The following is a 23,813-nucleotide window of genomic DNA, read 5'->3' on the forward strand; positions in this document are numbered from 1 at the left end:
TCAGATATCCTTCATCAGGCGTAGCGCATCGTAGATCGCCGCATGGGTATTGCGCGCGGAAACCGCGTCCCCGATGCGGAACAGTTGGAAAGTGCCCTCTGGGTTGCGAGAGATGGTCTGCGGCTTGCCTTGTATCAGTGCATCCTGATCCACCGCACCTTCGTTCGACGACAACGGCTTGAGGTCGAAGTAGAGGTCGGCGAGGGGCAAGGTGCCGTAGTTCACGACGATCTGGTCATAGGTCTTTTCGGTAATCAGATCGCTGTAGTCCGTCCCGATCTTGGCCTTCAGGCGGTTGCCGTCCCGCTCCACATCCTTGAGGCGGCGGGTGACGGTGAAAGTCACGTCCTTGTCCTGAAGGTTACGCATATAGGGGACGAGGTTCATCGCCATGATGTCGGGGGCAAAGGTGCGGTCGGGGGTCATGACCTCGACCTTGGCCCCTGCCTTGGCCGCGACTTCGGCTGCCATCAGGGCAGGATGATCGCCGCTTTCGTCATAGATCAGAACGTGGCTCTCGGGCTTCACATCGCCGGTGATAAGGTCCCACGTGGTGACGACGAGGTCCTGTTCGGTCTTGCTTTCAAACAGCTCCACATTCGGAAGGCCGCCTGTGGCCACAATGACCACATCGGGGTTCAGGGCTGTGACGTCCTCCGCCTCCGCCCAGAGATTAAACCGGAACTCCACATCGCGGGCGGCACATTGGGCCATGCGCCAGTCAATGATGGAGATCATCTCGCGGCGGCGATCATTGAGCGCGGTCAGGCGCACCTGTCCACCGGGGTCCTTCTGCGCTTCCAGCACCGTCACATCATGCCCGCGCTCGGCAGCCACGCGCGCGGCCTCAAGGCCCGCAGGACCCGCGCCGACGATCACGACCTTCTTGCGCTGGGCAGCAGGCGTAATGGCGTGCGGCATGGTCAGTTCGCGGCCCGTAGCGGCGTTGTGAATGCAGAGCGCATCACCTGCCTGATAGATCCGGTCCAAACAGTAGGTCGCGCCGACGCACGGGCGGATGTCATCCTCGCGGCCTTCGATGATTTTCTTGACGATGTGCGGGTCGGCCATGTGGGCGCGGGTCATCCCGACCATATCCAAAAGACCGGCAGAGACCGCATGACGCGCGGTCGCCACGTCGGGGATCTTGGCCGCGTGGAAGGTCGGCATTCCGGTCGCCTTGCGCACTTCACCCGCGAAATCGAGGTGCGGAGCGTTCCGCATCCCTTGGATCGGGATCAGGTCGGTCATCGCGGGGTCGGTGTGGATGCGTCCGCGTACGACGTTGAGGAAGTCGACCATCCCGCCATCGGCGAGGCGCTTGGAAATCTCGATCCCTTCGTTGAAATCAATGCCGCCCTTTTCGACCTCGTCGGCGGTGTAGCGGATGCCGACGATAAACTCGTTTCCGACCCGCTTGCGGATGCCCGTTAGCACGTCGTTCAGCAGCTTCATCCGGCTGTCGAGCGTCTGCGGCCCGTATGGCCCGTCGAGGTCATTGGTCAGCGGCGACCAGAACTGGTCGAGCAGGTGGCCGTAGACCTGCAATTCGATCCCGTCCATGCCGCCTTCCTTCATCCGCTCTGTCGCGTCGGCAAAGTCGCTGATGATCCGCTCGATATCCCAATCCTCGGCCAGTTTGGGGAAGGCGCGGTGCGCAGGTTCGCGGTGTTTGGAGGACGACACGGACGGCAACCAGTCGCCCTTGTTCCACGCGGTGCGGCGACCAAGGTGCGTCAGCTGGATCATCGCGGCGCAACCGTGTTCGTGCAGCCCGTCGGTCAGGCGTTTGATCCACGGCACGACCTCGTCCTTATAGGCGAGAATGTTATTGAACACGGGCGGGCTGTCCTTCGACACCGCAGCCGATCCCGCGGTCATCGCCAGCGCGACGCCCGCCTTTGCACGTTCGGCGTGGTAGGCGATGTAGCGGTCCTTGGGCATCCCGTCTTCGGGGTAGGCTGGCTCATGGCTTGTGGTCATGATGCGGTTGCGCAGGGTCAGGTGTTTGAGCTGATAGGGTTGCAAAAGGGGATCGTTGGACATGCGTCGCTCCGGCTGATGGCAGGGCCATCCTTGTTCAAATTGTTGGCGCTGGGAAGTCTACCGGTTCAGTACCACGCGTCCGGCATCGACGCCTTGCGCTGTGCGATGAAGTCCTTGAGCGCGCCGTCAATTGCAGGATCGAGGTAGGGTGCCTCGAACTCCTGCAGGATCTTCTTCCACCGTTTGTTTGCGCGTAGAGCGCTGTCTTCCTTGCCTTGTTCGGCCCACGTCTCCCACGGCTGGTCATCGTTCATGCCGCTGTCCCAATAGGCGGTCTGGTAGTGGCGCAGCGTGTGATCGGTGGCAAACAGGTGCTCACCCGGTCCGAACTGGGCCAGCGCGTCAAAGGCGAGCGTGTCCTCAGTGACCTCCATACCCTTCATGTACGCATGAAGAGCGCCGCACATGTCACTGTCGAGAATGAATTTTTCGTAGGACATGGACAGTAGGCCGTCGAGGAAGCCTGCCGAGTGGAGGATGTAATTCGCACCGCCCTGAATGGCCGACATCATCGACATCATCGCCTGCTGCATCGCCTGACCGTCGGGCATTTTCGAGGTGCTGAAGTTGCCTGCGCAGCGCAGCGGCAGATTCATGCGGCGGGCAAGTTGGCCCATGACCAGCGAGCCGAGCGCGGGCTCTGGCGTCCCGAAAGTGGGCGATCCGGTGCGCAGCGACATCGACGACAGGAAGCCCGCGAGGACCGCCGGCGCGCCGGGTCTGACAAGCTGGGTCAGAGCGCAGGAGGACATGGACTCCGCAAGACACTGCGCCACCGATCCAGCCATGGTCAGCGGCGACACCGCGCCGCCCAGAAGGAACGGCAGGTGGATCGAACCCTGACCAGCCTCGGCATATGTGCGAATGCCCGCCGCCGTCACACCGTCGAGCACCAGCGGCGAGGTCGTGTTGAAGTTGCCCATGATGACGCAGTGCTGGTCGACGAACTCAGCGCCGAACAGGATGCGGCACATCTCGATACTGTCGGCGGCACGCTCGGGCGCGGTAATAGAGCCGAGAAATCCGCGATCGGAATAGCGCATGTGGGCGTAAACCATGTCGAGGTGACGCTTGTTCACCGGCACGTCCGTCGGCTCGCAGATGGTGCCGCCCGAATGGTGCAGCCACGGCGAGGACTGGCCCAGCTTCACGAGGTTCTCGAAGTCCAGAATAGTCCCGTAGCGGCGCGTCCCGTCCGCATCGAGGATAAAGGGCGAGCCGTAGGAGGGCGCGAAGACCGCCGCCTTGCCGCCGATCTGCACATTGTTGGCGGGGTTGCGGGCGTGCTGGGTGAACTCGGCGGGTGCGGTTTGCAGGATCTCGCGGATCATGCCCGGCTCGAATTTGACACGCCACGCCTTTGCCGCCGTTTCGGTGACGCTCGCACCGGCTTCGCGATAAAGGCGCACAGTTTCCTCGTCCTCGCGCACCTCAATCCCGATCTCGGCAAGGATGCGGTCGGCGGTCGCTTCGATTTTCTCCAGCGAGCTTTCGTCTAGCAGATCGTAGGTCGGGATGTTGCGGGTGATATAAGGCACGCGCAGATGCAGGTTCTGACCCGGTTCGCTACTCCGCTCTGCATGGCCCGAGCCACGACGCTTGCGACGTCCTGATTTAGCGGGGGTCACTGTATCTTGGATCATCGCGCGTCTCCTGATTTTCACAGACAAACTTTTCGGTCCTATACGATGATTGGCAATTGCAGAAAAAGTAATCTTGGAGTTAGCTGAACTAATCTAAGAAATGTGCAGCTGCTGCTATGTAGCGTTTGCACTGACAGTGCCATGAGGTCAGCTTGGTCAAACGGCCCTATAACCTGCCGCAGATGAGCGCACTTGTGGCCTTCGAGGCAGCCGCGCGCCATGTCAGTTTCCGCTCCGCCGCGCAGGAACTAAATGTGACCCCTGCGGCTATCAGTCATCAGGTGAAGGCGCTGGAAGCAGAGCTCCGCTGCTCGCTGTTTTCCCGTCACCATCGCGGCGTCGCATTGACCGAGGCAGGGGCATATCTGCTCGTCGCCCTCCAGCGCGGGTTTGAAACGATGGCCGATGCGACCGACCAGCTTCGCCAGCGGACCGACCGCGCTGCTGTGACCATCGGTGTGTCGACGGCTGTCAGTTCACTCTGGCTCACCCCGAAGCTCGCGCGGTTCTGGCGCGAGCACGGGGACGTTTCGGTGGCCCAGATCGTCAGCGACAGCAGCCAGCAGCCGCAGGACTGCGACCTGAGTATCCATTACGGAGACATCAGCCGCGAAAAGGGCGCCTGCGATGTCTTGTTCCACGATCAGGTGCAGGCTCTCGCCAGTCCGTCCTATGCAGAGAAACATCCCGCTCAGACCGCCGCCGACCTCGCGCAGTTGTCACTGATCCATATCGACGTGAACGAGACTGGCTGGGTCGACTGGACCCGTTGGCTCGCCAGCGCGGGCTATTCAGGCAAGATGCGCCCCGGCCACCGCGTGAACAACTACGTCATCGCGCTGCAGGCGGCGGAGGATGATATGGGCGTGGTTCTGGGGTGGACGAGCCTGACGCACGGATACCTCGACACGGGGCGGCTGGTGACGATGCTGCCGCACCGCATGGAAGCCACCGAAGTTTTCTACATCAAGCTGCATCCGAATGCGTCAAATCGCGCGAAACTCGTCTACGATTGGCTGCTGAGCGGCGCTTGAGCCGATGAAATCCGTCTTGTTCGGGAACCTTCCAGTGCTGGAAGGTCGTTGGTCCTATGACCAACCCACGGAGACGGCTCATGAAATACTCGAAGTTTTTCCTGATGATCGGAACATCGACTGTCGTGATGTTCGGACTGATGTACCTTAATACCTATCTATGGGGACACGTCTTCTTTTCCGAGACACGAACCTACATGGCGATCATGATGGGTGCTGTGATGGCCATTATCATGTTGGCGTTCATGCTCGGCATGTACAAAAACCGCATGTTCAATATCGCGATTTTCGTGGGCTCGATTGTGGTGTTCGCAGGCAGCCTCTGGCTGGTGCGCAGTCAGGTGACCGTGCAGGACCGTTCCTACATGAGCGCGATGATCCCGCACCATTCGATCGCAATCATGACCTCGACTCGCGCCAACCTCACTGACCCGCGTGTGCGCAAACTGGCTGATGGCATCATCTATGCGCAGGATAAGGAAATCGCTGAAATGCGATACCTGATCGCTGATATCGATGCGAATGGCGAAGCGACCGATCCCGCGCCGACAGATGCAGCGCAACTCAAAAGCGCAGAAGACGCGCTGGCGAGCGAGGTCGTCGCGAAGGTCGATCCCGAGTTCCTGACGCAAGACGACATCGCCGCGGTGCTGCCCGATGGGGCAGTCTGCAACTTTACCTACACCACCACGAGCCCGTCGGTGCTTGCCGTGGGGCAGGAGACGGCCGTGATGAAGATCAGTGGCGATCTGGTGCAGCTTGACCTGCAGTCGGACGCTGACGAACTCACCGCCCTTGCTGCTGGTCCGTTGACCGCCGAAATCCGCAAGGGCGATGACCTGCAAGACCTCGTGGTGTCTGCAGGTGAAGACTACACAGCGGGCTTTCGCGGTCAGTATAGCTGCGCTCGTCGCTGATAGTCGCACCCATCGATGAGCGAAGCTGACGGAAGAAGAGTGGCGGTTCCCTGTAGAGAACACGCAAACCAAGTCGCCTATAGCCCCGCAAAACACTCCGCAATCTGCCCCCTGAGCCAGCGATGGCCAGGGGCGTTGTCCGAGCGGCGGTTCCAGAGCATCATTAACGGAATATCGGCGCGATCAACCGGCAGCGGATGGCGGGTAATGCCGTGATGCGGGCCAAGGCGGTCGATCAGGTGTGAGGGCATGGTGCCGATCACGTCGCTCCCCTTCACCGTTGCGAGCACGGCGGAAAAAGTCGGCAGAGTGGCGATGATGTTGCGCTTGCGCCCCATCTTGGTGAGGATCAGGTCCATATCATCCAGCGTGCGGCCATCGGGCGAAAAGTGAACGTGCGAGAGGTCGCAGGTCAGGTCGAGCGGGATCGGCTCGCCATCACCAATGCCCGCCGAGGTCAGGCGCTTGTTGCCGCTTCGCGCAATGAACTCGAACCGCGTGGTGACCAAGTGCTGGCGGTTCACCCACTTGGGCATGTCCAGATCGGGCCAGAACGCGATGTCGACCGTGCCGTTCTCCAGCGCATCCAGGGTCGTGCCGAAAACGCGGTCCACCATGACGATTTGCAGGTTCGGGGCGGACAGGCGGATGGTCTCTAGCAGGCGGGGCATCATCAATTCGGAAAAGAAGTCCGACCCCGACAGCCAGAACCGTTCGGTCAAGCGCGCAGGGTCGAGGTCCGTGCCGTAGTCGAGCAGACCCGATATCGCGGTGAGCGCCTTTTCGACTTCGGGCCGCAATTCCAGCGCCACGGCGGTCGGCGTCAGCTTGTGCCCCGCGCGAACGAACAGCGGGTCTCCCAGCGCATCGCGCAACTTTCGCAAAGACGTCGAAGCTGCAGGCTGGGACACGCCCAGACGCTCCGCCGCTTTGGTGACAGAGCCCTCTGCGAACAGTGCAGCAAAGACTTTGAGAAGGTTCAGGTCGAACGCATGAATATTCATTTCATTTATGTACGATATAATATTCAGAATATTCAATTATGATCGCGCGCGGCGTAGGGTGGACGCACGCAATTAAATTTCAAACGAAGGTTTCTACAATGAACGGGATGCCCGCAGGCACCCCGCTGGGAACCTGCATCTTCAAGGGGGGGCATTATGGAACGAACCGAAGAGGTGAGCTGGAACAATGTCAGCTACCGCACCATCCTGACCAAAGAAGCGACGAACGGCGCGATGTCGATCGTGGACTCCACCACACCGGCAGGCGAAGGGCCGCCGCGCCACATCCACGCCGCCGAGGACGAAGTGTTCGTCGTTCTGACCGGTGAGATCGAGATCTGGATCGAGGGAGACTTGCGCCGTCTCGGACCGGGCGAGAGCGGGTTCATTCCGCGCGGCAAAGAGCACACGTTCCGCGTCTGCTCTGACACGCCGTCACGCCATCTGGTCATCCTGACTCCGGGTGGTTTTGAAGGCTTTTTCTACGAATCCGCTGATCGGGACCTGAAAATCCCGATGGATATGCCCGCCATTATCGAGGCGGGTAGCCGCTTCAATCTGACGTTCACCGGCCCACCTTTGGGCGCCTGACAAAAGGGGAGACAGGCATGAACTCTGTATCGCAACGGTTTTTCGCGTTCGGCGCACTTTGCGCTCTGTGTGGCATGGCTTGGGGGATCGTGATGTCCGCCTCGGGTGACCACAGCCTTTCACCGGCCCACGGCCACCTCAACCTCATCGGCTTCGTCGCGTCGTCGGTGTTTGGTGCGTACTACGCGCTCAGCCCCTCGGCCTCGGCGTCGAAGCTGGCCAACGTGCATTTCTGGCTGGCGGTCCTATCAGTCATCGTCATCGTGCCGGGTATCGTTATGGCACTGACCGAGCAGGGAGAGACATTGGCCAAGGTCGGATCAATCCTGACCATCCTGTCGATGCTGCTGTTCTTCGTCACGGTGCTGCGCAACCGCGTCGGCGAGTAAACAGACGGGCGGCACCTGTCGGGATGCCGCCCTTCGCAATTACCAAGCGTTGTATTGCAGGTATTTGCCCGACATCTTTACCTCGACGCGGTCGCCCTTGGGGTTTTCGATCCGCTCGACAGACATGTCGAAGTCGATGGCGGACATGATGCCGTCGCCGAATTTTTCATGGATCAGCGCCTTGAGCGTCGGGCCGTAGACGCCGACGATCTCGTAGAAGCGGTAGATGCAAGGATCGGTCGGCACGGTTTGCGCGAAGACCTTCGTCGGGCTTTCGGCGAGCACTTCGGCCGCTTCGCTCGGCAGGTCGAGCGCGGCGACCAGCGCCTCTGCCTTGTCCATCGGAAACGCGTTCATGCCCATGCAGGCCGAGTGGGTGTAGACGGGTGACATGCCGATGGTTTCGGCGATGCCTTCCCACGTCAGTTTCTTCGCCTTCTTGGCGATCAGGATCAGAGCAGTGACGTCCTCTTTGGTCATGAGGTCGGCGGCGATGATGTCTTTCATGGTCTTCACTCCGGATAAGTCAGTGGAAAAGGCGGGCGGCGAGGGCAATCGTGGTCACGGCGAGGATCGCCGAGGTCGTCTGCCAGAAGCGGACGGGATTGCGCTCGATCAGGGGAACATGGCGGGCGGCGTTCCAGCTTTGGCCGGGGCGCTTCAGATCGCCGAGGAATTCGGACAGCGTGTCGTAGCGCTTCGCCGCTTCAGGATTGGTGGCGCGCTTCAACGCGGCGTCCATCCACGCGGGCACCTTGCTGTCGTCGTCCCGCGCGGGGCGATAGGTCAGACGGTGCAGGTCGCGGCGCGTGGTGACGCGTGCGACGTTCGCTCCATAGGGCAGGTGGCCCGTCAGCATCTCGTAGGCGATGACGGCGAGTGAAAACTGGTCGGACCGCCAAGTCACGTAGTCGCCCGAAAAATACTCCGGCGCGGTGAACTGGTAAGTCCCCGGCATATGGCCGAGCACGCCAGCGGTTGCTTCTTCCACGCCTGCGACAGAGGTCGAGCCGAGGTCGATGATCTTCACCGTGCCGTCGTCGTCGATCATGATGTTCTCGGGGCGCAGGTCCTGATGCAGCATTTCCTTGCGGTGGAAAGCGCGCAGGCCGATGACGATCTGACCGATGATGTCGCGCACTTGGTCGAGGTCTGGCTCGGGATTGTCAGTCATCCACTGGCGCAGTGTCCGGCCCGTGACCCATTCGGTCACCACATAAAGCGCGGTGCGGGTGTCAGGCGACTTCGCCGCGCGGAGGACATGGGACGACGAAATCCGCCGCGCGATCCATTCCTCTAGCGCGAAACGGTTGAGGTAGGCTGTGTCTTCGGCCATTTCGCGGGTCGGGATTTTCAGGGCGACCTTCTGACCGTCCGGACCCTCGGCGAGGTAGACATGGCTGCGGGCGGTGGAGTTCACGGGCCGCAGAATGCGGAAGCCGTCGATCACATCGCCCGCTTTGGGCTGCGGTGGCAGGGGGAGTTTGGCGATCTCCGGCTCGAACTCGGCCTGCTCTTCGGGGATGGCGTCGATACGGGCCAGCACCACGGTCAGGTTGTCGGCCGATCCTATGACCAGCGCGCGTTCGGTCAGCTGTTTGGCGGCATCATCAAGGCTCGGCGCCTCAAGAGCGCGTGTAACATCGCTGCCGTCGATGAATTCATGCACGCCGTCAGTGGTCAGCAGCAGCACATCACCGACCTCAAGCGAGATGCGGCGGTAATCGACGGCGATCTGGCTATCGAGGCCCATGCCGCGGGCGAGGTAGCTTTCCTCGCTCGACAGAACGGCGCGGTGGTCGGTGGTCAGGGGCTCCAGAACGCCGCCGACCAAGCGGCACACGCGGCTATCGCCTGCGTGGAGGATATGCCCTTCACTCCCCTTAAGGATCAGCGCGGAGAGGGTACAAATCTTGCCCGCATTCATATCGGGCAGTGCTTCGTTCTGGCCGTAAAGCCATGCATTCGTTGCGGAGATCACAGTAGTGGCCGCAGTGCGCGCGGTCCAAGCGTCCGATGTTGCGTAATAGTCGGTGAGCAGGGCGTTAACCGCTGCCTCCGACGCTTCGGCGCTGGTGGCGCTGGACGAAATGCCGTCCGCCACGGCGAGGGTGATCCCCTTGAGCGACAATTCGGCCCCCGTAGGCACACGAACGCCGCAGAAATCCTGGTTTTCGGGCTTCAGGCCCTTGTCCGAATACCGGCCGACCGAAACCTTCAGCGTCATCGCAGTGGTGTCTTTGGGCATGTCGGAACCTCGAATGGAAAAGAGGCCCCGCACGAAGCGGGGCCCAGTTCAGGAAGAAATTTATTCAGCCGGAACGCCGGTCACGTTGGCCGATGCGTTGCGCTTCGGGGATTCCTTGAAGTGGGTGGCGTAGATCATGCCGCCAACGAAGGTCAGACCGCCAACGAGGTTACCCAGAACAACGGGGATTTCGTTGTAGATGAAGTAGTCGGCCCAAGTGAACTCGCCGCCCAGCATGATGCCCGAGGGGAAGAGGAACATGTTGACGATCGAGTGCTCGAAACCGAGGTAGAAGAACACGAGGATCGGCATCCACATGGCCATGATCTTGCCCGAGGTCGAAGTGGACATCATCGCAGCGACAACGCCGGTCGACACCATCCAGTTACACAGAACCGCGCGAACGAAGACGGTCAGCAGGCCGGCACCGCCAGCGGCAGCATAGCCGAGCGTACGGGCTTCACCGATCTGGCCGATCTTGGCACCCACGGCATTGGGTTCGGTCGAGAAGCCGGTGGTGAATACGATCGCCATCAGGATCGCGGTGGTCATCGCACCTGCAAAGTTACCGGTGAACACGAGGCCCCAGTTGCGGAACACGCCGCCCCACGTGCAGCCTGGACGCTTGGCAATCACGGCAAGCGGGGCGAGGGTGAAGACGCCGGTCAGCAGGTCGAAGCCCATGAGATAGAGAAGGCAGAAGCCGACGGGGAACAGCAGCGCAGCAACCAGCGGCTGGCCTGTGTTGACGGCGATGGTAACGGCGAATGCAGCGGCGAGCGCGAGGATCGCACCGGCCATGTAGGCGCGGATCAGAGTGTCCTTTGTGGACATGAAAATCTTGGACTCGCCGGCGTCGACCATCTTGGCCGCGAATTCCTTGGGCGTAACGTATGACATGGTTGTGTGTCCCTTTGGCTTTGCCTGACTTCAGGCGGAAGGTTCGAAGTCGATGGAGGTGGTGTGGTGGTGCATTGCGGCGCTCCGGCTGACGCGGGCCGAGCGATGGTGTGCACGGGTCCGCAGCGATTTCGGTCTGGGAAGGCAAGCCTCCCCATAATTCGGGTTTCGAAGAGAAGATGCAGCGCCGTTGCTGCGTGCGTCCAAAGACGCTCTTGACGGAAATGGCCGCGCCGTTGCGGCTATCCGGCGGTCCGACTTGGCGGACGCGGTATGTAATTATGCACACACAAACGTGGGGCGCCGCACAAGCGCCATGACTAAAATGTTGGGTCAAATTGGCGGTTATGCGGGCGCGAGACGCAAACCGCCTAATATATGCGCTCTAATTTTGCGGCTTAGCCAAAGCAATTCGCACTCGCAGAATAGAGGCTGACGGGTGCTGGCTCTGCATTTTTGCGGGAATCGACCGGAGAGAGGTCAGGAATCCTCTAGGTTGCCAAGCCGCGCCCTGCGCATTACCCTCACGTCATTGGTCAAGGATTTCACAACGGGAGGGCAAGAGCTGAGCATGCGTATCATCCGCCGACTTCAGCATGGTCCCCGTGTTGCCCTGCAGATCCGTTTGCAGGGCTGACCGATGATTTCCATCAAAGGTCTGCCCAGAGCCGCATTGCGGCAAAATTTCTGTGACCCGAGATATCTATGACTATCATCAATACCAACGCGCTGGGCGTGACCCTTGGCGACCCGCTTTTCGCTGACCTCAACCTGACCGTTTCCAAATCCGACCGCATCGGCCTCGTGGCTGCGAACGGGCGGGGTAAGACGACGCTGCTCGATTGCCTCGCGGGGGAGCACGATCCGACGACCGGCGATATTACCTACGCCCGCGGCCTCTGCGTGGGCTATGTTAAGCAATACGTGCCAGCCGAAGCGCTGGACATGACCCTCTATGACTGGGTGCTTGCCGCGTTGCCGCCCGAGCTGGTGGACTTCGAAAGCTGGCGCGTCGACGTGGTGCTGGACGAACTGTCGATACCCTACGAGATGCAGCACAAAACGCTTGGCGAACTCAGCGGCGGTTGGCAGCGGACGGCGATGCTGGCGTCGGTCTGGGTGAAGGAACCCGATGTCCTGCTGCTCGACGAGCCGACCAACCACCTCGACCTTGAACGGGTTGCGCTATTGGAGGTATGGCTCGGCAACCTGTCGCGCGAGACGCCGGTGATCCTCACCTCGCACGACCGCGCGTTTCTGGACGCCACCACGAACCGCACCCTGTTCCTGCGGGCCGAGAATTCTCGCGTGTTCAACCTGCCGTTTTCTGCCGCCCGCGCCGCGCTGGACGAAGCCGATGCGGCGGACGAACGGCAGCTGGCCAACGACATGAACAAGGCCAAACAGCTGCGCCGACAGGCCGCCAAGCTGAAAAACGTCGGGATCAACTCCGGCTCCGATCTGCTGCTGACCAAGACCAAGCAACTGACCGAGCGGGCCGACAAGCTGGAAGCTGCCGCGCGCCCCGTCCACCGCGAACGGTCGGCGGGTGATATCAAGCTGGTGAATAGCGGCACACACTCGAAGGCGCTGGTGACGCTGGAGGATGTGGCGGTCCAGACGCCCGATGGCTGCGTCCTCTACAAGACCGGTCAAAAGTGGATTTCGCGCGGCGACCGTGTGGTTCTGCTGGGTGCCAACGGAACGGGAAAAACCCGGCTTGTCAGTCTGATCCAGAGGGCGCTGACAGGCGAAGACGACACCGTGAAGTGCGCGGCGTCGATCGTGCCTGCGTTCTCCGATCAGCAACTGAGTATGCTTAGCGGCGCCGATACTCCGATTAGCGCAGTGACCGGCGAATTCAGCATCGGCGACGAACGTGCGAGGGCATCGCTTGCGGGTGCGGGCATCAATTTCCAGATGCAGAGCACCAAGATCGACGCTCTGTCCGGCGGACAAATGGCCCGCCTCGCCATGCTGCTCCTGCGGCTGAGGAACCCGAACTTCTACCTTCTCGATGAGCCGACAAACCACCTCGACATCGAAGGGCAGGAAGCGCTGGAGGCCGAGCTGATCGACAACGACGTGTCCTGCCTGCTGGTCAGCCACGATCGCACGTTCCTGCGCAACGTCGGCAACCGCTTCTGGTTGATCAAGGGCAAGCGGCTGGTCGAAATCGACGATCCCGAGGAGTTTCTGGCGGGCGAAATGGCGGGGACTTAACGGTTCAGGTGCCGCCACCAGTCGGCCGCGTAGGCCGCAAGACGGCTGTCCTCGGGCGGTATAACGCGGGTGGTTTCGGGCGCTTTGGCGTCCGGAATGCACAGCATCGCTGCGCCGACGCTGGTGCCTGTGGCGGATGCCGCGACCTCGACGCCGTCGGGCCTGATCGCGGCGAGCATAGCGAGGAAGTCGGTGTTCTTGGCGAACGGTCCTTCGATCACGGTCGGGCCTTTGGCACCTATCAGGTCGAGGCAGGTGTGCGTCATCAGGGCGAGGTAGTAGGACAGGGCAACCAGTTCTTCGCCCTCGGCGCGGGCAGTCCCGACCCATGACGCGGCGCGTCCTGCAAAGGGGCCGGTGTTCGGCTCCACCGCTGGCAGCAGATAGATGCCGCCAAGCACGCTCTCGCGGTCAGCGCCTGTTGCCTGCCAGTCACGACCCTTGCGGATGATCTCGAACTCCCTCCCACCCATGAAGCGGGAGGTCGGGACCGCTTGGCCCAATGCGTTCACGTTCATCAGCGTATCGCGCGCCGGGTCCAGTCGCGGTGCGCTGCCGCCCATCGCCATGCAGATCACCCATGTCCCTGTCGAGACGACCGAGAACGCACCCTTGCGGCCCAGCAGGTGCGGGTAGAGCGAGGCGTTGGAGTCGTGGATGCCGACCATCACGGGCGTGCCGGATGGAATGCCGGTAGCCTTTGCGATGTTATCGGTGATTGTGCCAAGCACGTCGGATGACTTGCGGGCAGGTGCCATGAGGTCTGCGATCCTCAGACTGTCGACCAGCACCGAGAACCGCCCGTTTTGCGGCTCCCATAGGTCGGTATGGCAGCCAAGGCTAGTGACGTCGGTCGCCAGCTCTCCGGTCAGGCGGTAGCCCCAATACTGCGGGTATGTGACAATCGCTTTGACCTGATCGCGGAGGTCAGGGTGCGCCTCGAACAGCCAGTGAAGCTGCGCGCCGACATTCAGGCCGAGCGGCAACCTCGGCGAGCCGGTCGCGTCGAAAGACGGCCTCAGCGCGTCATAGCCCTCTCCGCTATCAGGCCCGCTGAATTCGTAGTCCAGCATTGGCAGCGCAGCACCGTCTTGACCGATCAGAGTAGCCGAAGCTCCGTGCGTCGTGATGCTGATCGCGTCAATGCCGTAGGCGGTCTGGAACTCGGTCAAAACCTCCATGAAGAACGCGAAATGACCATCGAGGTCGAAATGCGGGTAGGGGCCGTCGGTCAGCACCGCATTGGGACGCGTCCTGACGTCGATCTCTTCCAAAGTTGCGGCATTGACCAGCGCCAGCTTGGCGTTGGTTTTGCCGACGTCGATGACGGCGATGTGCTTCATGGCATGTGGAACACGTTCGTCAGCGGGGTCGCGACGGGTTCGTTATTCGGGTGGGTCTCCATGATGTCGGCCATATGCGCCCACCATTTCTGCATCACCGGATGCTTCGGCAGATCGTCCATGCCGTGATTGTCCGTCCGCCAGAGGACACCGAAGAGGATGCCCGTCTCCTCGTCCAGATGGATCGAATAATCCGACACGCCTGCGCTTTTCAGGAGGTCGACCAGCTCGGGCCAAATCTCGTCATGGCGGCGCTTGTATTCGTCCAGCTGACCGTCGTGCAGCTTCATCTTGAAGGCATATTTCTGCATCACTTCCTCCACATCGCCCAGAGGCGCGGCAGGGCGATCACGCCGATCAGCAGCGCGCCGATGAAGATCGACATCACGATACCCGGAACGTTCAGCAGGCCAAGGCCGAAGGTCACGAGGCCCATGACAAACGCGGCAATGACAACGCCAGGAATGGAGCCCGAACCGCCCAGAATGTTGACCCCGCCGAGGACGACCATGGTGACGACCTCAAGCTCCATGCCAAGCCCGATGGACGGGCGGGTGGAACCGAGGCGCGAGGTCAGGCACACAGCCGCAACGCCCGACATCAGGCCGGTGAGCATGAACAGAATGAACTTCACGCGGCCAACGCGGATGCCCGAAAACAGCGCGCCCGTGGCATTGTTGCCGATGGCGTAGACCGCGCGACCGAAGTTGGTTTTGTGCAGCAGGATGCCGTAGATTACCGCGAGCACGAGGAAGAGCACGAACTCGAAGCTGATGACCCACCAGACGTAGCCTTGACCAAAGAAGGCGAAATCGCGCGGGTAGCCGCGGTAGGCTTGGTCGCCGAGGACGATGTAGCTGATGCCGCGGAACAGGCTCATCGTACCGATGGTCACCACGATCGACGGCAGGCCCATGACCGTGACAAGGATTGCGTTGAACGCGCCGCAAGCTACGCCGACCGCGAGGCCGGTCAACACGATGGTCAGGGTCGACACGTCGGACTGCGCCACAGCGCCCATCGCGGTTGAGGCCAGCGCGATGATCGAGGCGACAGAGAGGTCGATCTCTCCCGCGATGATCAGCAGCGCCATCGCAAATGCGATCATCGCCTTTTCGGTGAAGTTGAAGGTTGCGTCCGACAGGTTCCATGCGTTCAGGAAGTACGGCGAGGCAAACGAGTTCGCGATGAAAATTCCGATGGCGACGGCCAGCAGCAGCGTCTCCCAGCTTTTCAGGTTTTTCTGAAGCGGGGACTGGAGGCGGTCGGGAATGATGCGGTCGGTATGGCTCATTGCGCGGCCTCCGCTTTCTTGAGGATGATGCGGCCTTTGGTGCGGCCAGCGCGGGTGTTGACGGCGATGGCGATGATGATCGCGCTCCCCGAGATGGCCATTTGCCAGAACGGGCTGACGTTGATGACCGGCAGAGCGTTCTTGATGACGCCAAGGAACAGTGCGCCGAGGACCGCGCCGCCGATGGAGCCGATCCCGCCGGAGATCGCGATGCCGCCGATCACGCAGGCGGCGACCACGTCAAGCTCGAACCCGAGCGCGATATCGACATAGGCGACGGCGTAGCGCGACACCCAGAGGTAACCTACGAGGCCCGCAAGCGCGCCCGAGAAGGTGAAGGCCCAGAACTGCGTTTTGCCGACGTCGATGCCTGTGTAGACCGCCGCGTGAGGGTTGCCGCCGACCGCATAGAATGCGCGGCCCAGCGTCGTGCGGGTCATGATGACGAAGAAGATAATCGTCATGATGATCGCGATCCACGACAGCATAGGCAGACCGAGCAGGGCGGCGCGGGGGAAGGCTTTGAAGGCGTCCGACATCTCGTGGCTGTTCACCCATTTACCGTCGGAAATCAGGAAGATAACGCCGCGATAGATGGTCATCGTGCCGAGCGTCACCACGATGGGCGGGATGTCCAATTTCCACACCAGCACGCCGTTGAACATGCCGAGCAGGGCGCCAAGCGCGATAGCGACGATCAGGATCACGACCACTGGCGTTCCGGGGGCTGCGACGTTGATCATTGCGCAGACCATGCCCGTCAGCGCGAGGTTTGCCGCCACCGACAGGTCGATACACTTCGTCAGGATCACGATCATTTGGCCTATGGCCAGCAGGATCAGCGGCGAGGTGTCATTGAACACGGCAGCGAGGTTCGAAGGCGCGACAAACGCGGGGAAACGGGTCGCGATGAGGACCACCAGTACGACAATCGCGCCTGTCAGTATCATCTCGCGGGATTTGAGGATGCTCATTTACGCCTCCGCGATGCCCGCAGCGTGGCGGACCAGAGTTTCGGGGGTCATGTCATCGCCGCTCACCTCGGCAACGATCTTGCCTTCGCGCATGACGATCACGCGGTCAGACATGCCGAGGACTTCGGGGATTTCGGAACTGACCATGATGACGGCGAGTCCCTGCGCGGCAAGTTCGGCCATAAAGTCGTGGACGGCAGCTTTCGAGCCGATGTCGATGCCCTTGGTCGGCTCATCAAGGATGATGACCTTCGGCTTCGTCGCCAGCCATTTCGCGATGACAACCTTCTGCTGGTTGCCGCCCGACAGATTGCCGACAGGCGTATCGAGCGATGCAGCCCTCAGATCGAGGCGCTGGGTGTATTCGCGGGCGAGGGCGAATTCCTCGGCCAGCCGGATGAACCCGTCCTTCGACGTGCGCTTAAGCGAGGCGAGCGACACGTTCTGGAAAATCGGCATCGGGCGGATTGCGCCTTGCAGGCCGCGGTCCTCGGGCACATAGACGATGCCCGCCTCGACCGCCGCAGCGGGCGACCGGATGACCGTGATCTGTTCGTCAATTTTAGTGATGCCCTTGGACGGCTTAGTGATGCCGAAGAGCGATTGCATGAACTCTGACCGGCCCGCACCGACAAGGCCATAAAACCCAAGGATTTCGCCACGATGCAGGGTGAAGTTAATGCCCTCGAACTCCGTCGGATGGTCGTAACCGACGACCTGAAGAACCTCGGTCCCCAAGAGCGGCTCGCGTTTCGGGAACACCTGATCGACGGAACGGCCGACCATCATCTGGACCAGCTCGCCTTCGCTAATTTCCGAAATCAAGCCGTCCGCCACGAACTGCCCGTCACGGAACACGGTGTAGCGGTCGGCGATGCGGAAAATCTCGTCGAACTTGTGGCTGATGAACAGGATCGCCTTGCCCTGCGCCTTGAGCTTATCCACCAGCTCGTACAGTTCGTGGATTTCCTTGTGGGACAGCGACGCCGTTGGCTCGTCCATGATTACGACCTGCGCGTCGATAGACAGCGCGCGTGAAATAGCGACGAGGTGTTTTGATGCGATGCCGAGGTCGCGCAGGCGGGCCTGCGGGTCGATCTCTGCCCCGATGCTCCGCAGAATTTCGGCGGCCTTTCGCGTCTGTGTGCGTGTGTCGATCAGGCCCCATTTGGTCTTGGGCGCGTGACCGAGAAAGATGTTCTCTGCAACGGTGAGGTCGTCGAACAGCACCGTTTCTTGGTGAATGGCAGTGATGCCGTGCGCCGCCGCGTCCTGCGCGGTCGGGAAATTCACTTCGGTGTCGCCGACATAGATCGCGCCGCCGTCGGGCTGGTAGATGCCCGTCAGGATCTTCACGAGCGTCGACTTGCCCGCGCCGTTTTCGCCGACAAGCGCAGTCACCTGACCCGGATAGAGGCCCAGCTGCACGTTATCGAGCGCTTTGACGCCCGGAAATGTCTTGGTGATCCGGTCGAGCCTGAGTGCGGGCCCGTCGGACTGATGAAGAGATTGCATAAAACCCCCGAAAAGAAGACCGGCGCGCGGTCTGACGCGCGCCGGTCTGTGGGATGCTTAGAAAATGTTGACGAAGTCGGCGATGTTCGATGCGTCGTAAACGAACGGATCGGCCATGGCGCCCGAGTTGGTGTCGTCGAGGGTCACTTCGCCCATGCGGCCCATCGGGATCGATGCGCCCGGCTCTGCGGTGGCTTCACCGGTGGCCAGTGCGTGCGCGATCATGGTTGCCGAGTAACCGAGGTCGATCGGGTTCCAGATGGCGAACGACTGCGATGCGCCGGACTCGATGGCGCCAGCCATTTCGGACGGCAGGCCCAGACCGGTGACGTTGATCTCGCCCGCCTTGCCAGCGTCTGCGACAGCCTGAGCGGCAGCCACAATACCAACCGAGGTCGGCGCGATGATGGCGTCGAGGTCCGGATAGGACTGCATCAGGCCCTGCGCTTCGCGGTAGGACTTGTCGGCGAGGTCGTCACCGTAAACGGTCGCGACGACTTCGATGCCGGGGTAGTTGCCCATCACCTTGTTCATCTCTTCGATCCAGATGTTCTGGTTCGTCGCGGTGGCCGATGCCGAAAGAACGGCGACCTGACCGCCGTCAGGCAGGTGGTCGGCGGCCAGCTTGATGATCATGTTACCGATCAGCGGGTTCGACGACGGGTTCAGGTGCATCTGGCGGCCTTCTTCGGCAACGCCCGAGTCCCACGAGATGACGGTGATGCCGCGCTGCATGGCGCGGGCGAGGGCAGGCGCGACCGCATCAGGGTCGTTGGCCGAAATCGCGATGGCGTCGACGCCCTGCGCGATGAGAGAGTTGATCACTTCGATCTGACCTTCAGCGGTGGTGTCGGTCGGACCGGTGTAGATGATTTCGACGTCGCCCAGCTCTGCGGCGGCCTCTTCGGCACCTTTGGCGGCAGCTTCGAAGAAGCCGATACCTAGTGCTTTCACGACCAGAGCGATGCGCATGTCTTCGGCCTGTGCAGCCGAACCGGTAAACGCAGCGGCGATCGCTGCGGTCGACAAGATCTTCTTCATTACACTCATGATTTCCTCCCTAAAGTGCAACCTAGCGGATTTAAGTTACCGCCTCCTTCGCTTCCGCGCCCTCAACAGGGGCTACGATGAGCTTGACCTCCGCTGCTTCGAGCATGGCGGCCGTCTTGTCCGTGATCCCCTCATCGGTGATCACGATGTCGATCCGGTCGAGACCGCACAGAACGAGACTGCTGCGGTGCTCGAATTTCGAACTGTCGACCAGAACGACGAGCTCGTCGGCCTGTCCGATCAGTTTCTGTTCGGCCTGGATCAAAAGCGGGTCTGCCTCCATCAGACCCAGCGGGCCGATACCTTGGGCCCCCATGAACATGCGGCGCGCGTAGAAATTGCGCGTCACGTCGTTCTCGAACGGGGAGAGCACGATGTTCTGTTCGCGGTAGATGACACCGCCCGACAGCATGATCGTGTTCTTGGAGTTCTTCAGCAGATGCGCCGCAATCGGGAACGAGTTGGTGAACACCTGCATCCGCTTGGACGCGAGCGGGTGGACCATCTGGAACGTCGTCGTGCCGCCGTTGATGATGATGGGGTCGCCATCCTCGCACAATTCGACAGCAGCGCGTGCGACTGCTTGTTTCTGCTTGATGTTGATCGTTTCGTTGATCGAAAACGGACGACCGGCGAGCCCGACCACCTGCGGCGGGGTCAGTGCTTCGGCGCCGCCACGCACGCGGCGCAGCTTCTTACGCTCATGGAGCGTGCCGATATCCCTGCGAATAGTGGCTTCCGAGGCTCCGGTCAGGCCACATAGGTCAATCACCGTCACGACCGGCCGGTCCTGAACAGCGGATAGAATGACCCTATGACGCTCGGTTTCGTGCATTAAATACTCCCTTGAGGCGGAATGTTGCGAGAGAATCCGCCGATCTGTCAATCACAAAAAATCAAAAACAATCATGCTGCACCTGCAAACGATCATTCGTGATCGTTTATGATTGACATTCCGACGCACCCCCGACAGTTTTGCATCAAAGGGTATTATCGCGTTTTGCGCGCGAAGGGAGGATATGATGTCGAATTCCGGTGCAGATCAGCGCCTTATTAACGGCTGGGACGACGCCAAAGCCGCCAGCATGAGCGAGTCGGAAAAGTTGCTTTACCGCTCGAACCTGCTTGGTTCTGACAAGCGGATCACCAATTACGGTGGCGGTAACACCTCGGCCAAGGTCATGGAAAAAGATCCGCTGACCGGTGAAGAGGTCGAGGTTCTCTGGGTCAAAGGTTCGGGCGGTGACGTCGGTTCGATCAAGATGGACGGTTTCGCCACGCTCTACATGGACAAGCTCCGCGCGCTCAAAGGTATCTATCGCGGGGTGGAGTTCGAGGACGAGATGGTCGGCTACCTGCCGCACTGCACTTGGAACCTGAACCCGCGCGCCGCGTCGATCGATACCCCCCTTCATGCCTATGTGCCGCGCAAGCACGTCGATCACATGCACCCCGATGCGATCATCGCGATTGCGGCGTCGAAGAATTCCAAAGAACTGACCCAAGAGATTTTCGGCTCTGACATCGGCTGGCTGCCTTGGAAAAAGCCCGGTTATGAGTTGGGTCTGTGGCTGGAGAAATTCTGCGTTGAGAACCCCGATGCGAAGGGCGTCGTGCTGGAATCCCACGGCCTGTTCACGTGGGATGACGATGCCAAGGCATGTTATGAGCTGACGCTGGAGATTATCCAGAAAGCGATGGACTGGTTCGCAGCCAAGACCGAAGGGCAGGCGGCTTTCGGCGGCGCGGTTCATGCCTCGCTGGACGCTGCCGCCCGCCGCGCGGTGGCCGCGCAACTGATGCCTGCAATCCGAGGCATGGTCTCCGGCGCGCAGCACATGGTCGGTCATTTTGACGACCAGGACGCCGTGCTGGAGTTCGTCAATTCGAAGAATATGGAGCCGCTCGCCGCGCTCGGTACATCGTGCCCCGACCACTTTCTGCGCACGAAAATCCGTCCGCTGGTCGTGGCCTTCGATCCTGCGAAAAACAACGTGGACGAGGTGCTGGAAGGGTTGCCCGCTCAGGTCGCCGCTTACCGCGATGACTACGCAGCCTATTATAATCGCTGCAAAAAAGACAACTCGCCCGCGCTGCGCGACCCCAACGCCGTGGTCTATCTGGTCCCCGGTGTCGGCATGATCACCTTCGCCAAGGACAAGGCGACGGCTCGCATTTCCGGCGAGTTCTACGTCAACGCCATCAACGTGATGCGTGGCTCGTCCGCCGTGTCGGAATATTGCGGTCTGCCCGAACAAGAAGCTTTCGACATCGAATACTGGTTGCTCGAAGAGGCGAAGCTTCAGCGGATGCCCAAGCCGAAATCCATGGCGGGTCGCGTTGCGCTGATCACCGGCGGCGCTGGCGGCATCGGTGCGGCGACCGCCCACCGCTACCTGACCGAAGGTGCGTGCGTCATGCTGGCCGACATCAACGCGGCCTCGCTCGAAGAGGTCCGCGCGGGCTTTGCCAAGCAGTTCGGCGCTGACGTCGTGCGCACAGTCGAGATGAACGTGACCGACGAGCAGGCGATTATCGATGCCTACGCCTACACCTCGGTCGAATTCGGCGGCGTCGATATCCTCGTGTCGAACGCGGGCATCGCGTCCTCGGCCCCGATCGAGAAGACAACGCTCGACCTGTGGAACAAGAACATGGACATCCTGTCCACGGGCTATTTCCTCGTGAGCCGCGAAGCGTTCAAGGTCATGCGCCAGCAGAACATCGGCGGCTCCATCGTGTTCGTCGCTTCGAAAAACGGCCTCGCCGCATCGCCGAACGCGTCGGCCTATTGCACCGCAAAGGCCGCTGAAATCCATCTGGCCCGCTGCCTCGCGCTCGAAGGCGCAGAGGCCGGTATCCGCGTCAACGTGGTCAACCCCGACGCCGTGCTGCGCGGCTCGAAAATCTGGGAAGGCGAGTGGTTGGAACAGCGCGCGGGCACCTACGGCACCGACAAAGAGGGGCTCGAGGAGATGTACCGCAACCGCTCCATGCTGAAACGCTCTGTCCTGCCCGAAGACATCGCGGAAGCCGCCTATTTCCTTGCCTCCGAAGCTTCGGCAAAGTCGACGGGCAATATCATCAACGTCGATGCTGGCAATGTCCAAGCGTTCACGCGGTAAGGTGCTGTTATGAAATCTGTTATCCAGAACGAGAACGAAAAGCGGTTTGCCGACCTCCAACGCGACTACGATGCGCTGGGGGAACAACTAGACCGCCGCGGCATCGACATTGCCGCGATCAAAGACCGCGCGAAGGGCTTTGGCGTTGCCGTCCCGTCGTGGGGCACCGGCACGGGCGGCACGCGTTTCGCCCGCTTCCCCGGAAAGGGTGAGCCGCGTGATATCTTCGACAAACTCGACGACTGCGGCGTGATCCACGGACTGACGGACGCGACGCCCAAAGTCTCGCTCCACATCCCGTGGGACAAGGCCGATCCGGCACAGATGAAGGCGAAGGCCGCCGAGTACGGCCTCGGCTTTGACGCGATGAACTCGAACACGTTTCAGGACCAGCCCGATCAGGCGCACTCCTACAAGTTCGGTTCGCTCAGCCACGTTGACAGCGCGACCCGCCAGCAGGCCATCGACCACAATATCGAGTGTATCGAGATCGGCCAGAAGCTCGGCTCGACCGCGCTGACGGTGTGGATCGGGGACGGCGCGAACTTCCCCGGACAGACGCATATGGGCCGCCAGTTCGACCGCTACATGCAGTCGATGTCCGCGATCTATGACAAGCTGCCGGACGATTGGCAGATTTTCAGCGAGCATAAAATCTACGAGCCCGCATTCTATTCGACGGTCGTGCAGGACTGGGGCACGTCGCTGATGATTGCGCAGGAACTGGGCGAGAAGGCCAAATGCCTCGTCGACCTTGGTCACCACGCGCCGAACGTGAATATCGAGATGATCGTCTCGCGCCTGATCCGCGCAGGCAAACTGGGCGGCTTCCATTTCAACGACTCCAAATACGGGGACGACGATCTGGATAGCGGCACTATCGAGCCATACCGTCTGTTCCTCGTCTGGAACGAACTGGTGGATGCCGAGAGCCCCGATCTGAATCTCGCGCATATGATCGACCAGTCGCACAACGTGACCGATCCCATCGAGAGCCTGATGATCTCGGCCATCGAAATCCAGCGCGCCTACGTGCAGGCGTCCATCGTCGACCGCGAGGCGCTGGGTGGATATCAGGCGGATAACGACGCACTCATGGCATCTGCCACGCTGCGCCGCGCGTTCCGCACCGATGTCGAACCGATCCTGCAAATGGCTCGTTTCGAGGCCGGAGCCGCGATTGATCCGGTCATGACCTACCGCGCATCTGGCTACCGCGCGAAGGTCGGGGCGGAGCGTCCGGAAGTGAGCGGGGCAGGCGGCGGCATCGTCTGATCTGCGCACAGACCGCAAAAGCGCCCTCTGCCGAAAGGTGGAGGGCGTTTGCATTTGCAGAACGCCGACAACCTTCTACGCCTTTAGTACAAGGCCCAAACGGCTATCTCCCTTAAAAGACACCATTCTGCGTTTTTTTGACATTCGCCCTACTACCATTGTGCAATTTCTCGTGAGCTTTTCTTGGCCCGATGATGTTTCCGGATCGAGCCACTTGCGGGAGGGAGCGGCGGCGCGGTTGC

General features: G+C 61.1%; 20 protein-coding genes. 7 read left to right on the forward strand and 13 right to left on the reverse strand.

Annotated elements, in window-relative coordinates; translation table 11 throughout:
- Together IF204_RS04445 and IF204_RS04450 are read right to left on the reverse strand one after the other, a co-directional pair.
- Positions 1 to 2,046 carry an NADH:flavin oxidoreductase gene (locus tag IF204_RS04445; RefSeq protein ID WP_194094991.1) on the reverse strand — a complete coding sequence of 682 codons (2,046 nt, stop codon included), beginning with the start codon at positions 2,044 to 2,046 and terminating at the stop codon, positions 1 to 3.
- 65 nt (positions 2,047 to 2,111) lie between these two features.
- The gene (locus tag IF204_RS04450; RefSeq protein WP_194094992.1) at positions 2,112 to 3,689 is read right to left on the reverse strand and encodes a trimethylamine methyltransferase family protein; all 1,578 of its coding nucleotides are present in this window, start codon (positions 3,687 to 3,689) and stop codon (positions 2,112 to 2,114) included.
- Positions 3,690 to 3,841: 152 nt separating this feature from the next.
- Here IF204_RS04450 and IF204_RS04455 point away from each other — a divergent pair, with 152 nt between their 5' ends.
- On the forward strand, positions 3,842 to 4,723 hold the full coding sequence (locus IF204_RS04455) for a LysR substrate-binding domain-containing protein (protein ID WP_194094994.1): 882 nt from the start codon (positions 3,842 to 3,844) through the stop codon (positions 4,721 to 4,723).
- Between the two features lie 80 nt (positions 4,724 to 4,803).
- Entirely contained in the window at positions 4,804 to 5,640 is an 837-nt protein-coding gene (locus tag IF204_RS04460) for a DUF305 domain-containing protein (protein WP_194094996.1), read from the forward strand.
- Between the two features lie 77 nt (positions 5,641 to 5,717).
- On the opposite strand, the gene IF204_RS04465 is transcribed toward IF204_RS04460, so the two are convergent.
- Positions 5,718 to 6,644, reverse strand: coding sequence for a LysR family transcriptional regulator (locus tag IF204_RS04465; RefSeq protein WP_194094998.1), 927 nt, complete (start codon positions 6,642 to 6,644; stop codon positions 5,718 to 5,720).
- 156 nt (positions 6,645 to 6,800) lie between these two features.
- On the opposite strand from IF204_RS04465, the gene IF204_RS04470 reads away from it, so the two are divergent.
- Together IF204_RS04470 and IF204_RS04475 are read left to right on the forward strand one after the other, a co-directional pair.
- Entirely contained in the window at positions 6,801 to 7,235 is a 435-nt protein-coding gene (locus IF204_RS04470; RefSeq protein WP_194094999.1) for a cupin domain-containing protein, read from the forward strand.
- Between the two features lie 17 nt (positions 7,236 to 7,252).
- Complete coding sequence (locus IF204_RS04475; RefSeq protein ID WP_194095001.1) at positions 7,253 to 7,624, forward strand: hypothetical protein; 372 nt, start codon at positions 7,253 to 7,255, stop codon at positions 7,622 to 7,624.
- Between the two features lie 39 nt (positions 7,625 to 7,663).
- Here IF204_RS04475 and cynS read toward each other — a convergent pair whose 3' ends face one another.
- Genes cynS through IF204_RS04490 form a run of 3 tightly spaced genes read right to left on the reverse strand, consistent with a single transcriptional unit; the run spans position 7,664 to position 10,772 of the window.
- Entirely contained in the window at positions 7,664 to 8,131 is a 468-nt protein-coding gene (cynS, locus tag IF204_RS04480; protein ID WP_194095003.1) for a cyanase, read from the reverse strand.
- A gap of 19 nt (positions 8,132 to 8,150) precedes the next feature.
- Entirely contained in the window at positions 8,151 to 9,872 is a 1,722-nt protein-coding gene (locus IF204_RS04485) for a bifunctional protein-serine/threonine kinase/phosphatase (RefSeq protein ID WP_228069063.1), read from the reverse strand.
- Positions 9,873 to 9,932: 60 nt separating this feature from the next.
- Positions 9,933 to 10,772 carry a formate/nitrite transporter family protein gene (locus IF204_RS04490; RefSeq protein WP_194095005.1) on the reverse strand — a complete coding sequence of 280 codons (840 nt, stop codon included), beginning with the start codon at positions 10,770 to 10,772 and terminating at the stop codon, positions 9,933 to 9,935.
- 705 nt (positions 10,773 to 11,477) lie between these two features.
- Between IF204_RS04490 and IF204_RS04495 the strand changes: the two genes are divergently transcribed.
- Entirely contained in the window at positions 11,478 to 12,995 is a 1,518-nt protein-coding gene (locus IF204_RS04495) for an ATP-binding cassette domain-containing protein (protein ID WP_194095007.1), read from the forward strand.
- Here the strand turns inward: IF204_RS04495 and IF204_RS04500 are convergent.
- Genes IF204_RS04500 through IF204_RS04530 form a run of 7 tightly spaced genes read right to left on the reverse strand, consistent with a single transcriptional unit; the run spans position 12,992 to position 20,006 of the window.
- Positions 12,992 to 14,338, reverse strand: a complete 1,347-nt coding sequence (locus tag IF204_RS04500; RefSeq protein ID WP_194095008.1) for an FGGY-family carbohydrate kinase — start codon at positions 14,336 to 14,338, stop codon at positions 12,992 to 12,994. The two genes, IF204_RS04495 and IF204_RS04500, sit on opposite strands and share 4 nt — an antisense overlap.
- The gene (rhaM, locus tag IF204_RS04505) at positions 14,335 to 14,649 is read right to left on the reverse strand and encodes an L-rhamnose mutarotase (protein ID WP_194095010.1); all 315 of its coding nucleotides are present in this window, start codon (positions 14,647 to 14,649) and stop codon (positions 14,335 to 14,337) included. Before rhaM ends, IF204_RS04500 begins: the two co-directional genes overlap by 4 nt.
- Entirely contained in the window at positions 14,649 to 15,632 is a 984-nt protein-coding gene (locus tag IF204_RS04510; protein WP_194095012.1) for an ABC transporter permease, read from the reverse strand. Before IF204_RS04510 ends, rhaM begins: the two co-directional genes overlap by 1 nt.
- On the reverse strand, positions 15,629 to 16,606 hold the full coding sequence (locus IF204_RS04515) for an ABC transporter permease (RefSeq protein WP_194095014.1): 978 nt from the start codon (positions 16,604 to 16,606) through the stop codon (positions 15,629 to 15,631). The genes IF204_RS04510 and IF204_RS04515 overlap by 4 nt, the downstream gene beginning before the upstream one ends.
- Entirely contained in the window at positions 16,607 to 18,121 is a 1,515-nt protein-coding gene (locus IF204_RS04520) for a sugar ABC transporter ATP-binding protein (protein WP_194095016.1), read from the reverse strand.
- Between the two features lie 57 nt (positions 18,122 to 18,178).
- Positions 18,179 to 19,171 carry a rhamnose ABC transporter substrate-binding protein gene (rhaS, locus tag IF204_RS04525; RefSeq protein ID WP_194095018.1) on the reverse strand — a complete coding sequence of 331 codons (993 nt, stop codon included), beginning with the start codon at positions 19,169 to 19,171 and terminating at the stop codon, positions 18,179 to 18,181.
- Positions 19,172 to 19,202: 31 nt separating this feature from the next.
- Positions 19,203 to 20,006: a DeoR/GlpR family DNA-binding transcription regulator gene (locus IF204_RS04530; RefSeq protein WP_167638852.1), complete on the reverse strand. Its 804-nt coding sequence runs from the start codon at positions 20,004 to 20,006 to the stop codon at positions 19,203 to 19,205.
- 187 nt (positions 20,007 to 20,193) lie between these two features.
- Between IF204_RS04530 and IF204_RS04535 the strand changes: the two genes are divergently transcribed.
- Together IF204_RS04535 and rhaI are read left to right on the forward strand one after the other, a co-directional pair.
- A complete protein-coding gene (locus IF204_RS04535; RefSeq protein ID WP_194095019.1) occupies positions 20,194 to 22,296 on the forward strand; it encodes a bifunctional rhamnulose-1-phosphate aldolase/short-chain dehydrogenase in 2,103 nt (700 codons plus the stop codon).
- A 9-nt stretch (positions 22,297 to 22,305) separates the two neighbouring features.
- Positions 22,306 to 23,571 (forward strand): L-rhamnose catabolism isomerase, encoded by a 1,266-nt coding sequence (rhaI, locus tag IF204_RS04540; RefSeq protein WP_194095020.1) that lies wholly within the window; start codon positions 22,306 to 22,308, stop codon positions 23,569 to 23,571.
- Positions 23,572 to 23,813: the final 242 nt, after the last annotated feature.

This window comes from Marivivens aquimaris (assembly GCF_015220045.1).
In the GTDB taxonomy this organism is placed as follows: domain Bacteria; phylum Pseudomonadota; class Alphaproteobacteria; order Rhodobacterales; family Rhodobacteraceae; genus Marivivens; species Marivivens aquimaris.